The sequence below is a fragment of the Mycobacterium gastri genome (assembly GCF_002102175.1).
Taxonomy (GTDB): domain Bacteria; phylum Actinomycetota; class Actinomycetes; order Mycobacteriales; family Mycobacteriaceae; genus Mycobacterium; species Mycobacterium gastri.
The window spans coordinates 16,410-29,214 of the sequence record NZ_LQOX01000086.1 but is presented as its reverse complement, the minus strand read 5'-3'; the positions used below and the strand labels follow the sequence as shown (position 1 = coordinate 29,214).

General features: G+C 66.0%; 11 protein-coding genes and 1 tRNA gene. 9 read left to right on the top strand and 3 right to left on the bottom strand.

Annotated elements, in window-relative coordinates; all coding sequences use genetic code 11:
• Positions 1-222: 222 nt before the first annotated feature.
• Positions 223-1,398 (bottom strand): PPE family protein, encoded by a 1,176-nt coding sequence (locus AWC07_RS08745; protein WP_085105032.1) that lies wholly within the window; start codon positions 1,396-1,398, stop codon positions 223-225.
• Between the two features lie 63 nt (positions 1,399-1,461).
• Positions 1,462-2,280 carry a PPE family protein, SVP subgroup gene (locus AWC07_RS08740; RefSeq protein ID WP_036413167.1) on the bottom strand — a complete coding sequence of 273 codons (819 nt, stop codon included), beginning with the start codon at positions 2,278-2,280 and terminating at the stop codon, positions 1,462-1,464.
• Between the two features lie 360 nt (positions 2,281-2,640).
• Here AWC07_RS08740 and AWC07_RS08735 point away from each other — a divergent pair.
• From AWC07_RS08735 to AWC07_RS08725, 3 genes are all read left to right on the top strand, one after another.
• A tRNA-Leu gene (locus AWC07_RS08735) sits at positions 2,641-2,714 on the top strand.
• Between the two features lie 276 nt (positions 2,715-2,990).
• Positions 2,991-3,773: a hypothetical protein gene (locus tag AWC07_RS08730; protein ID WP_167380038.1), complete on the top strand. Its 783-nt coding sequence runs from the start codon at positions 2,991-2,993 to the stop codon at positions 3,771-3,773.
• Between the two features lie 47 nt (positions 3,774-3,820).
• On the top strand, positions 3,821-5,422 hold the full coding sequence (locus AWC07_RS08725) for an esterase-like activity of phytase family protein (RefSeq protein ID WP_167380037.1): 1,602 nt from the start codon (positions 3,821-3,823) through the stop codon (positions 5,420-5,422).
• Positions 5,423-5,426: 4 nt separating this feature from the next.
• On the opposite strand, the gene AWC07_RS08720 is transcribed toward AWC07_RS08725, so the two are convergent.
• Entirely contained in the window at positions 5,427-5,939 is a 513-nt protein-coding gene (locus AWC07_RS08720; RefSeq protein WP_244187532.1) for a nitroreductase family deazaflavin-dependent oxidoreductase, read from the bottom strand.
• Positions 5,940-6,010: 71 nt separating this feature from the next.
• Here AWC07_RS08720 and AWC07_RS08715 point away from each other — a divergent pair, with 71 nt between their 5' ends.
• From AWC07_RS08715 to AWC07_RS08690, 6 genes are all read left to right on the top strand, one after another.
• Complete coding sequence (locus tag AWC07_RS08715) at positions 6,011-6,946, top strand: dienelactone hydrolase family protein (protein WP_084293594.1); 936 nt, start codon at positions 6,011-6,013, stop codon at positions 6,944-6,946.
• Positions 6,943-7,713, top strand: a complete 771-nt coding sequence (locus AWC07_RS08710; RefSeq protein WP_036415216.1) for a DUF427 domain-containing protein — start codon at positions 6,943-6,945, stop codon at positions 7,711-7,713. Before AWC07_RS08715 ends, AWC07_RS08710 begins: the two co-directional genes overlap by 4 nt.
• Before the next feature lie 393 nt (positions 7,714-8,106).
• The gene (locus AWC07_RS08705; RefSeq protein WP_036415219.1) at positions 8,107-9,300 is read left to right on the top strand and encodes a YncE family protein; all 1,194 of its coding nucleotides are present in this window, start codon (positions 8,107-8,109) and stop codon (positions 9,298-9,300) included.
• Positions 9,301-9,441: 141 nt separating this feature from the next.
• On the top strand, positions 9,442-11,073 hold the full coding sequence (locus AWC07_RS08700) for a long-chain fatty acid--CoA ligase (RefSeq protein ID WP_036415221.1): 1,632 nt from the start codon (positions 9,442-9,444) through the stop codon (positions 11,071-11,073).
• Between the two features lie 106 nt (positions 11,074-11,179).
• A complete protein-coding gene (locus tag AWC07_RS08695; protein ID WP_036415224.1) occupies positions 11,180-12,238 on the top strand; it encodes an NAD(P)H-dependent amine dehydrogenase family protein in 1,059 nt (352 codons plus the stop codon).
• A gap of 76 nt (positions 12,239-12,314) precedes the next feature.
• Positions 12,315-12,788: an SRPBCC family protein gene (locus AWC07_RS08690; protein ID WP_036415227.1), complete on the top strand. Its 474-nt coding sequence runs from the start codon at positions 12,315-12,317 to the stop codon at positions 12,786-12,788.
• Positions 12,789-12,805 lie beyond the last annotated feature (17 nt).

The window sequence follows — 12,805 nt, the reverse complement described above, 5'->3', positions numbered from 1 at the left end:
ATCTCGAAGCGGCCCGCCATCGCCCGCATCGCGTGCGGGTCGGTCATAAAGCGTGTTGCCATGTTGCCTGTCTCCTTTATCTCGCAGTCTGCAGTTGTAAGAGTTCTAGCACTTGCATGGGTGCGGTGGTGGCCGCTTGGCGGAATACATTACGGCGCGCCGGTTAATTACCGGCCTCGAACGAGTGACATGTCCTCCATTTTTGGCTGATTTCTAACGGCGTCACACGACGACCTGTTTGGGCATGACGGTTGGCTTGAAGCCGTAGCGCGGCCCGGCGTACGCGCCGGCTCCCTTGGCGGCCGCCGCCATCCCGGGCATCCCGGCCATTCCGGAGACCGGCCCGGCTTCCTCCGGGACGCTCCAGCCGCTGCCGGACAGCAGGCTGGCGGCCGAAGCCGCCGCCGGTGTGGCGCTCGACCAGCTGGCTGGCACCGACAGGCTGCCGACCAGTGACGCCTCGCCCAAACCGGCAGCGACACCGGTGCCGGCGGCCGGAGCTACCGACTCCGCAAGCCCAACTCCCGCCGCAGCGGCAGCGCCCGCCGCGCCCTCGATGGCTGTGGCAGCTTCGGTGGGGGCGAGGGCGTTCGACAGGAATATCGCGTTGGGAATCGCGGCCATGACGAACCACGCGGCGGTGTTGATCACCCCGTTGCAGATGTTGGCCACCATCGGCATGGCGAGCAGGTCGTCGATCGCCTGCATGACTCCGGTCAGTCCCGTTGCGTCGGCAACCGAGGTGAGCGGGGAGGCGAGGCTCATCACCGCATTGGGCACGTCGGTGATCAGACTGCTCAGACCGACCTGGTTGACCGTGGCAGCCGCGGCGGCCTGACCGACCGCGGCCGACTGCGCGGCAACCCCGCCCGGGTTGGTGGTCTGCGACGGCGTGGTCAGCGGGTTGAGTGTTCCGGCGCTCGCCGAGGAGGCGGCATAGGCGTACATGGCCATGGCGTCTTGGGCCCACATTTCCATGTAGTGAGCCTCGGTGGCCATGATCGCCGGGGTGTTGATGCCCAGGAAATTCGTTGCGACCAGCGCAGCGAGCAGCGTCCGGTTGGCGGCGATGATCGGCGGCGGAACCGTCGCGGCAAACGCCGCCTCGTATGCCGCCGCGGATGCCATGGCCTGCGCGCCGGCACGCTCGGCCGCGGCGCCGGTGTAGGTCAACCACGCTAGGTAGGGCTGGGCCGCGGCGGCCATCGACAGCGACGCCGGGCCCAGCCACTGCTCGCCGGTCAGCAGCGTAACCACCGACTCGAAAGAGGCTGCCGTCGCGGACAACTCGGCAGCCAGACCGTTCCAGGCTGCCGCGGCGGCCAGCAGCGGTCCGGCACCGGCACCCGCATACATGCGCCCGGAGTTGATCTCAGGAGGCAAAGCGGCAAAATCCATTGTTTACCAATCCTTTTGAGTAAATCTGTTCGTTGACTTGTGCGACTGTGCTGCGCGAAGCGCCTATACGCTCACCGGTTTGGGCATGACGATGGGCTTGACGCCATAGCGCGGCGCACCGAATCCGGCGCTGTTGCGCGCGGCCGAGGCCAAGCCCGGCACCCCGGGAATAAACGTCCCGGGTGCGGCTTGCGGCGCAGCGGCAGTCCACCCCCCGCCCTGCAATGCGGTCGTGCTCGACACCAGCGTGGCCGGCCCGGCCCAGCTCGGCGGCACCGACAACGCGCCGATTGACGATGCTGCCCCGATACCCCCGACAATTGGAGCCTCGCCCAAGGCCGCCTCCGCTGCACCGATTTCGCCCAGAGCCGCTTCTCCGCCGAGAGCGGCGTCGGCCGCAGCGGCTTCTTCCGCAGGAAGCAGTCCACCGCCGGCCAAACCGAGCAGGTTCGACGTGGACGATGCCCAGTTCCCCATTCCGATATTCATCATGTTGGCCATGCCACCGTTGAACGAGTCCGGAACCGCCGCGGAGCTTCCTTGCATAACACCGCTCATGCCCGACATGAGTCCGGAGAACGGCGAACCCGCGGCCACCGAGTTGAGCGACTCGGTGGCGCCATAGGTGCCGGCGCTGAACCCCAGGGTGTTCACGAACATGTCGTGCATGGCCGCGGCCTCGGCGCTGACCTGCTGGTAAAGGGTGCCGTAGGCAGTGAACAAGGCCGCCTGCAGCGCCGATACCTCATCGAGAGCCGCCGGAGCGATGGCCGTGGTGGGTGCGGCGGCGGCCGCGTTCTGCGCGGTCAATGAGGTACCGAGTGCACCTAGCTGCGTTGCCGCGGCTGTCAACTCTTCCGGCACTATCTGCAGGAATGACATTGGTTGCTCCTAATGTGAAACATGGCGACCTTTTGACTCCCCGGGTCAACCCTGTGTGTTTGCGTAACGACCCCTGTGTATTGGCGCAACGCTAACCAGCCACGGCTCCACAGTCGCCGCCGAAAGGCGCGGGGTGACTAACGTTTACGGCCTCTTAACGCCGACGCGGGCAGTTTTAACAAGCTCCTTGCGGGCGATACGGCTATGTCATATGACCCGGATGGGCGGCACTGTAGCCAGGCGCGCGGCGGGCGATCCTACTACTGAAACTCCGGCCGAGGCGCACGCTATTGTCTTCTGAGTTCGCATCTAGGAGCGGATGTCTCGTACCCGGCGTTCGCGCGCTGCATTCGCCGCCCGGCCCCCATAGCCCAATTGGCAGAGGCAGCGGACTTAAAATCCGCACAGTGTCGGTTCGAGTCCGACTGGGGGCACGGCGTTTACGCTGGTAGATGCGTTTTCGGCGCAGATAGATCGGCTCGCAACCAAAAGAAGCCACGAAACATTGCATATCGCCCGCCGGTCAGCGGGTGCAGAGCCTCGGCGCCAAGGGCGAGGTCACCGACACAGGCGCGGTGCATTGCGAGACGGAGGGCAGTCACGGCTCCATCCTGTCCGCCGGCCGCGGCGTGCCGTGGTAGTTGCTGCAGAACATCACGGCTAAAGGGCAGCGCGCCGCGGTTGCGGCGCCGGCCATAAACTGTGGCTTCGTGGGCATGCTCTTTGGTTTTGCGCCGTGGATCGTCTACTGGGTGCTGGTCGGCAATGTTCCGTTCGAGATTGCCGTTGCGGTCGCGCTGTTGATCGCGCTGGCGGTGTTTGCGGTCGGGCGGGCCGCCGACAAGCCCGGCCGAACGATTGAAATCGCTGCTGTCGCAACGTTTTCGGTACTGACGGTGCTGACCTTTGCGCTCAGTGAGCAGGTCATTGCGCGGTGGATACAGCCGCTGAGCAACGCGGGGATCTTGCTCGGCGCGCTGGCCGGCCTGCTGAGCGGGAAACCGTTCGTCCGCGAGTTCGCCGCGGCCGAACAACCGCCCTACGTGGTCAAAACCGAGCTATTCGCCAGGATGACCGCGTTGTTGACCTGGTTGTGGGTCGCCGCGTTTGCCGGTATGACGCTGTCATCGGTGATCCCGCCGATCGTGCTGCGCGACGCTACGATCCTCGACACGAAGACGCCGCTGTCGTTCATCTGTTACTGGGTCGTTCCGTTTTCGCTGTTGGGTCTGGCGGCTCTGGCGTCTCGGCTACTGTCCGACCGGATGCTTGCCGGGGTGGGCGACGCCGTCCGGGAAACCTCCTTCGTCGCCTACGACGAAGCCACCATCGACGAGCTGTATTACCTTGCCCAGGAGCACGCCAATCGCGAAGTCGGCCCAGGTAAGGAGGCCTACAACGTCAAAGTCGGAGGGATGGGCACGCCGCTGACGGGCGACGAGTCGCGCAAGTCATGGCCCTCGACCTACAAGGTTCGCGACAAGAAGCACTAGCAAATCTCGGCTCCCGTTACCCGCGCGACAACTTCTCCTGCTAAATCATGCCCATGGCGAACACGACGAGATGGTGGGTTGCGACGGTAGCGGTATCGACGGCGCTGACGGCCTGCTCGTCGAGCACGTCCGACTTCAGGGTCGCGCATCCGGGCAAGGTGGACCTGAGCACCAAGGCCGGAACCGCTCTCACGATCACCCCGGACCGGATGCTGGCCGCCACAGGTGGCCTGACACCCGTGGCCTTCGGCAAGCCTGCGCACGGAAAGATCGCATACGCCGCAAATGGAGCAATGACCTACACCCCCGACGCCGGCTTCACCGGTACCGACGAACTCACCGTCACCGTCAGTCGCGCCGTCAAGACCTATGCCGAGAATCAGCTGCCCCTGGTCACCATGGGCGGCGTCGCCATCAAGGCCAGCGCGCACGGGTCCGGGATCGCCGCGGTGCCCGGGGTTTCCGACGAAATCTACGGCCTCACCGACCGCGGCCCCAACGTCGGCGGGCGTACCCCCAACGAAAAGGTGTTGCCGGTGCCGGACTTCCAGCCGCATATCGCCAAGCTCAAGCTGGCCGACGGCGTGGCCACAGTCGAGCGGACGATCGCGCTGCGCGGTCCGGACGGCTCACCGTTGGTCGGGCTGGTCGATCGGCAGGCGAATACCGGCGAGTCGGCGGTGGACCTCAACGGCACGCCGCTGCCGCCTTCGGACTACGGAGTCGACCCAGAGGGCTTGGTCGCCACGCTCGACGGCAATTTCTGGGTGTCCGACGAGTACGGTCCCTACCTCATCCACTTCGACGCCAATGGCAAAGAGCTGGAACGCCTTTCACCGTCCGACCGCACATTGCCCCAGGAGTTGTCGCTGCGCAGCCCCAACCGCGGAATGGAAGGACTGACCATCAGTCCCGACGGCACGATGTTAGCGGGGATCATGCAGTCGGCGTTGCAGACACCGGGGCTGCAAGGCCCGGCAAAATTCGTGCCGCTCGCCCGCATCGTGACCGTCAACGTCGTCGACCCCCAAATCGTGCACGAGTACCTGTATCCGCTGGCCAACCCGCAGGAGACCGACGTCGCGATATCGGAGATCACGGCACTGAGCGCCACCACATTCCTGGTCGTCGAGCGGGACAGCAAGACAGCGCCCAACGCGAACAAGAAGATCTACGCGGTGGACATCGCCGGGGCCACCGACGTCGGCCCCCGCTCGACGGTGCCCGGTGCGTCTTATCAGCCCGACGCCGGCGGCCTGCTGATCAACGGGGTTCCGATCGAAACCGCCATCGGCGTCAGCACGGATACCGACGCCGTCGCCAAGCTCAGGGCCGCCGGGATCACCGTTGCCGTCAAGACGCTCAAGCTCGACCTGGAAGCTCTGCTGCGAACGCTATCGGCCAACGGCGATTTCTACGGACACGACAAGATCGAAGGCCTCATCACCCCAGACGGCGGTAAGACACTTGTCATCGCCAACGACAGCGATTTCGGCCTGGCCGGCCTGGCTTCGGCGACCCCGCCGATGCGCCTGCAGCCCAAGATCCTGCCCAACGGGACGCAGGACAATGGCGAGTTTCTGGTCGTCGACACGACTGGGCTGCCGCCGAAGACGGAAACGGTGACGGTCCGGATGAAAGTCGGCTGATTGCTCAGTCGGTCAGCGGCCGCAGCCGAAACACCCTGATCTCGCGGGGCGCGCACTTGGTGCGGTAGCGCTCGTAGCCGGCGTAGAAATCGGTCGCGATGGCCCATGCCCGGGCGCGATCGTCGCCGGTGAGCAATTCGGCCCGGTACCGCCCGGGCGGTCCCTTGAACTCAACGGTGCATTCGGGGTGTGCCAGCAGGTTGGCACTCCACCCGGGATGGTTGGCCCGCCCGTAGTTGGAGCCGATCGCCAAAAGCCCATCGCCGTCTTCGAGAAACGTCAGCGGCTGGGTGCGCGGCTTGCCGGACTTGGCGCCGGTCGAAGTAAGCAGACCGACCTTGTCCCAGCCGACCGAGCTCAGCCGGCCATTGGTGCGTGGGATCAGTGTCTTGTCGATCCGCGGCGCGACATGGAGGACGAACAGTGTCCCCACCGGGCTGATCAAAGCGCGCTCCATCAGCGCCTCATCGAGCCGCAACCGCCGCCCGCGGATCGGGCTTTCCCGCCTCAGTGCCACGGCTAGACGGTACTCGATAGGTTGGACGGGGCAATGGCCAGCAGCAGCTATGCCAGACAAGGAGTGTCGCGATGAACGCTGTCAGTCCGGATGCGATTCGCGCGGAGACGATCACGATCACCGGGCACCGCGGCGACGAGATCGAGGCCTACCGGGCCATGCCGCTCGCCGAGGGGTCACGGGGCGGCATCGTCTGGATCCACCACATGCCTGGCTACGACCGCGAGACCAAGGAGTTCGTCCGCCGGCTCGCGGTCAACGGTTACCACACCGTGGCGCCCAACCTGTATTCCCGCGAGGCCCCGGGCGCCGAACCCGACGATGCCGCCGCCGCGGCCCGGGCAGCCGGTGGTGTCCCCGACGAACGCCTGGTCGGCGACGTCGCCGGCGCGGTGGAACACCTGCGCTCGCTGCCCGGAGCAAACGCCAGATTCGGCGTCATCGGGCACTGCTCGGGCGGGCGGCACGCCTACCTGGCGGCATGCTCGCTGCCGTTCGACGCCGCGGTGGACTGCTACGGCGCGTTCATCGTCGAGGACCCCCCGGAGGGGATGCCCAAGACCATGAATCCCATCCTGAGTCTGGCGGCGAACCTGAGCTGCCCGCTGCTGGGGTTGTTCGGGGTCGAGGACCGGTTCCCGGCGCCCGCTGGGGTGGCCGCACTGGATGCCGAGCTGACCGGGCTGGGCAAGCCGCACTGGTTCACCTCCTACGAGGGCGCGGGTCATGCGTTCTTTTCCGTCGACCGGCCGGCATACCGCGCGGAGGCGGCGCTGGACGGTTGGCGCCGCATCGACGAGTTCTTCGCTGCGCACCGATCATCCGGTCCATGCCCGCTACGGCCACACGGTGAACATCGATGTGATCAACCCGGAGCTCGGCCCGTCCGCTCGGGTCGCGCTCGAACTCACCGAGGAAAGCGCGCTGGCGTTGGCCGACGCAATCCGCAAAGCGATCGCCCACGCGCCGGCCGGCCTGGCATCCAGGAACCAGTAGGCGACTCATGAGCACAGACCGCGACTACCCGCAAATGGCGGCCGCGCGCGGACGCATCGAGCCGGCGCCGCGCCGGATCCGCGGCTTTCTTGACGGCGAACTGGTCTTCGACACCACCGCGGCACGCTATGTGTGGGAATTGCCTTACTACCCAACGTATTACATACCGATCGCCGATGTCCGCAGGGAATTCCTGCGCGACGAGGACCACCCGCAACAGGTTCAGTTCGGTCCGTCGCGGTTGTATTCGCTGGTCGGCGCACACCGGACCCACCCGTCGGCCGCGCGGGTGTTCAACGCCGACGCCGACGGTCCGCTCGCGGGCACGGTGCGCTTCGACTGGGACCCGCTGCGGTGGTTCGAAGAGGACGAGCAAATCTATGGCCACCCGCGCAATCCGTACACCCGGGTGGACGCGCTGCGCTCGCACCGCCACGTCCGGGTCGAGGTGGACGGCGTCGTGCTCGCCGATACCCGCGCGCCGGTGCTGCTGTTCGAAACCGGTTTGCCGACCCGTTACTACATCGACCCCACTGACGTCGCCTTCGAACACCTGGAACCCAGCTCGACGCGGACCCTGTGCCCGTACAAGGGGACGACATCGGGCTACTGGTCGGTGCGGGTCGGCGACACGGTGCACCCTGACCTGGCGTGGACCTATCACTACCCGTTGCCGGCCGTCGGCGCTATCGCCGGCTTGGTGGCGTTTTACAACGAAAAGCTCGACATCATTGTCGACGGTGTCGCGGTACCACGCCCACGCACCCAATTCGGCTGACGCGGGCCCCGGGAAACCCGGCTTAGCGCATTGTGATATTCGCCTCTTTTGGTCGCGCAATATAAGAATTTCTTATCTAACGACTGCGTAATTGCTCGGCAACAAGTTAGCCATCAGACTGAATTAGCTGTCGTAGCGGCCAGATGCGTTTGCTCTGAGGTGCTCTACCAAATGCCCTATTATTGCAGCCTGAGTTTAGCCTGAGGCCGCGGAGTGACCTGGGTAACAATGCTGAAATCGAAATCTTTTCGTCGATAATTCAACGGCTAGACTCTTGCGAACGCGGTCAATCAGTGCTTTTGGTGCTGAAATCCGGGTGGTCCCGGGCGGTCAGGTCGCACAGCGCAGTCGCGACGTCTGAAGCCCGCGCAACACAGCAAAGGCGGTGCCAACGTGAGCGATGTGAACGGCCAAAACACCGGCTGGGATGAGCGGGAAGGCGCACAGGTCCAGCTTTTCGGGTCCGGCGTCACACCCGATTTGCCGGCCGCGGTCGAGATCCGCGTGAACAACGGCCCCATCGCTGGCATGGCGATGAGCGCCGACGGCAGCCGGCTGCTGGTGACCAATTACCGCGACAACAGCGTGTCGGTAATAGACACCGACAGCTGCCGGGTGGTGGAGACCATCGCCGGCGTCAACGAGCCGTTCACTGTAGCCACCGGCAGCGCGCCGGCCGAGCGGGCATACGTCAGCATCGTGTCGCCGGCCTACGACTCGATCGGCGTCATCGACGCGTCCACCAACACCCTTGCCGCCACCCATCCGCTGACGCTCAGCGTCACCGACCTCACCGTCGACCCCGGCGGCAACTACGTCTACGCCAGCCGGAACGGCGCCCGCGGTGCCGACGTCGCCGTCCTGGACACCGCTACGGGCCGCGTCGAGGCCATTGACGTCGCGACCGTCCCGGGCACCACCGCCCAGTGCGTGCGCATCAGCGCCGACGGGAGCAGGCTCTACATCGGCGTCAACGGTCCGTCCGGCGGCCAGCTGGTCGCCGTCGCGACCCGCCCAGAGCGCGACGCGGATCGCGGCGCCACCGGCCGCTCCCGCTGGCGCCGCAAGAACCCCAAAAACCCCCACGGGGGCCAGGACGGTAAGCCGCAGCTGCGCATCGTCGGCACCGTCGACATCGGCTCGGCGGTCCGCGATGTCGCGGTGAGCCCCGACGGCGCCACCGTCTACGTCGCCAGTTGCGGCGCCGACTTCGGCGCCGTCGTCGACGTCGTCGACAGCCGCGCCCGCAAGGTCACCGCCACCCGCAAGATCGACCAGATCGGTGGTTTGGTCACCCGCCTGACCCTGAGCGGTGACGGTGATCGGGCCTACCTGGTGAGCGAGGACCGGGTCACGGTGCTGGACACGCTCACCCAGGACATCGTCGGCACCGTCCGGGCCGACCAACCGTCCTGCGTGATCGAGAGCCGCGACGGCGGCCACCTGTACATCGCCGATTACACCGGCACGGTCACTATGGTGCCGGTCGCCGCGACCGTCCCGGGCGTCGACGACGCTGTTGAGTGCGGCGCGTCGACCGAGTGGATCATGCCCGAGCTGCTGCAGTACGAGGCGGCGCTGGCCTGACGGTCCTGCCCGGGCCCACTTCGGCCTGCATTGAACGCGGTTCTCGGGGGAACCCGTTTCTCATGACTTGCCCGCGGCGATAGCATTCGCCCGACCAGACATGAGGCGGTGCTGCGCCGAGACCCGTAAGGCGGTACGTCGATGTACAGCACGATGCAGGAATTCCCGCTGACCATCACCGCGATCATGCGGCACGGCTGCGGTGTCCATGGTTTGCGAGAGGTCGTCACGGCCACCGATGACGGGTACCGGCACATCAGCTACCGCGAAGTCGGGCTACGCGCAGCCCAGCTGGCAAACGGACTGCGCCGCCTCGGGATCACCGGGGACCAGCGGGTGGCCACTTTCATGTGGAACAACACCGAACATCTGGTGGCCTACCTGGCCGTGCCGTCGATGGGCGCGGTGCTGCACACGCTGAACATCCGGCTATTCGCCGAGCAGATCATCTATGTGGCCAACGAGGCCGAAGACCAGGTCGTCCTGGTCGACCTGTCGCTGGCCAAACTGCTGGCCCCGGTGCTGTCCAAACTCGACACCGTGCACACCGTGATCGCCGTCGGAGCGGGCGACACCGCGCCGCTGCAGGAATCGGGTAAGACGGTGCTGCGCTACGCCGAGCTGATCGACGGCGAGTCGGCCGAATTCGACTGGCCGCGGCTCGACGAGTACTCCGCGGCGGCGATGTGCTACACCAGCGGCACCACCGGCAATCCCAAAGGTGTTGTGTACAGCCATCGTTCGAGTTTTCTGCACTCCATGGCGACATGTACCACCAACGGCATCGGGGTCGGCTCCAGCGATCGGGTACTGCCGATCGTGCCGATGTTTCACGCCAACGCCTGGGGACTGCCGTATGCGGCGTTGATGGCCGGCGCCGACCTGGTGCTACCCGACCGGCATCTGGACGCGCGATCGCTCATCCACATGATCGAGAACCTGCGGCCCACCCTGGCCGGCGCGGTGCCGACCATCTGGAACGACGTCATGCATCACCTGGACAGGGACCCCGGCCACGACGTGTCGTCGCTGCGGCTGGTGGCCTGCGGCGGCTCGGCGGTCCCGGAATCGCTGATGCGCACGTTCGAAGAAAAGCACGGCGTCCAGATCCGCCAGCTGTGGGGCATGACGGAGACCTCGCCGATGGCCACCATGGCGTGGCCGCCGCCGGGAACCCCGCCGGAGCGATACTGGACCATTCGGTCGACGCAGGGCCAGCCAGTGTGCGGGGTGGAAGCCAGGATCGTCGACGACAACGGCCGGGTGCTGCCCAACGACGGCAAAGCCGTGGGCGAGGTGGAAGTCCGCGGGCCGTGGATCACCGGCTCCTACTACCTGGGATATGACGAGTCGAAGTTCGACTCCGGGTGGTTGCGCACCGGCGACGTCGGCCGCATCGACGAGCAGGGCTTCATCACGCTCACCGACCGCGCCAAGGACGTCATCAAGTCCGGCGGAGAGTGGATCTCCTCGGTTGAGTTGGAGAACTGTCTGATCGGCCATCCCGACGTGGTCGAGGCCGCGGTGGTAGGGGTTCCCGACGAGCGCTGGCAGGAGCGGCCGCTGGCGGTTGTCGTTACCCGCGAAGGGGTCGAGGTGAGTGCCGGGGATCTGCGGAAGTTCTTGGCGGACAAGGTCGTTCGGTGGTGGTTGCCCGAGCGATGGGCTTTCGCCGACGAGATTCCCCGTACCAGCGTGGGCAAATACGACAAGAAGACCATCCGCTCCCGCTACGGCGACGGTGTCTACGACGTTGTCGAGGTGCACAACTGAGCCCACCGGGGGGCATCCACTGTGCGCGAGCAGTCATAGACTCGCATAGCCACGCGGCAAAACGTGCGATTGTGTGTCTGCTCGCGAGGAAGGTGAGTTTAAGGACATGAGTCTGCGGGTCGTTCAATGGGCAACCGGGTCGGTAGGGGTCGCCGCGATCAAGGGTGTGCTCGAGCATCCAGAACTCGAATTGGCCGGCTGCTGGGTGCATTCCGAGGCCAAGAACGGCAAGGACGTCGGTGAGATCATCGGCACCGAACCGCTGGGAGTGATCGCCACCAACAGCGTCGACGACATCCTGGCCCTCGACGCCGACGCGGTGATCTACGCGCCGTTGCTGCCCAGCGTCGACGAGGTCGCGGCATTGCTGCGCTCGGGCAAGAACGTCGTCACTCCGGTCGGGTGGTTCTACCCGAGCGAGAAGGAAGCCGCACCACTCGAGGTCGCCGCGCAGGCCGGCAATGCCACCCTGCATGGCGCCGGTATCGGGCCCGGAGCGGCCACCGAACTGTTTCCGTTGCTGCTGTCGGTGATGTCCACCGGCGTGACTTTTGTTCGCTCCGAAGAGTTTTCGGATCTGCGGAGCTATGGGGCACCGGATGTGCTGCGCTATGTGATGGGTTTCGGCGGGACGCCGGACAGTGCGCTGACCGGGCCGATGCAGAAACTGCTCGACGGCGGCTTCATCCAGTCGGTCCGGCTGTGTGTCGACCGGCTGGGCTTCGCCGCCGATCCCCAGATCCGCGCCTTGCAGGAAGTCGCCGTTGCGACCGCGCCGATCGACTCGCCGATCGGGATCATCGAGCCGGGACAGGTTGCCGGGCGCCGGTTTCACTGGGAAGCGCTCGTCGGGGACAAAGCGGTGGTCGAGATCACCGTCAACTGGTTGATGGGGTCCGAAAACCTTGATCCGCCATGGTCTTTCGGACCGGCGGGGGAGCGCTACGAGATCGAGGTGCGCGGTAATCCCGACACCTTCGTCACCGTCAAGGGGTGGCAGCCGGACAGCGTGGCGGCCGGGCTGCAGAGCAACCCGGGCATCGTCGCCACGGCGGCGCACTGCGTCAACGCGATCCCCGCGACCTGCGCCGCCCCGGCGGGCATCCAAAGTTTCTTCGATCTGCCGTTGATCACCGGCCGGGCGGCGCCGGATCTGTCGCGGTGACCGCCGGGCCGCGACCTGTCCGATATCGCGGTTAGAGTTATCCGCAAATCGGCCTCGGGACAAAGGGGATGGACAACTGACACGCTCTGTCGTAGTCGAGCAATCGCGGGCAATACCCGTCACTGTCGAGGACGCCTTCAGTCGCACGCTGCCGATAGCGCTGCCGGTGATTTGTTCGCAGTGGTACGGGGTGATCCCGCCAATCAAGGAGGTCCGGAACCAAACCGGCGATTGGGATGCGGCGGGCCAAACTCGGGTCATCGCGATGGTCGGCGGCGGGCTGGTGCGCGAGACGCTGACCAACGTCGACCCGCCACGATCGTTCAGCTACACGCTCACCGACATCAAAGGCCCGTTGGCGCCGCTGGTCAGCCTGGTGGAAGGCAAGTGGAGCTTCGCGGCGGCGGGGACGGGAACCAGGGTCGCCTGGCAGTGGACCCTGCACCCCAAATCGGGCGTGACCGCACCGCTGCTGCCGCTGTTCGGCAGGATGTGGAAGGGCTACGCCCGCATCGTGCTCGAGAAACTCGCCGAGCAACTGGTGGGCTGACCAGCGCGGCTAGTGCG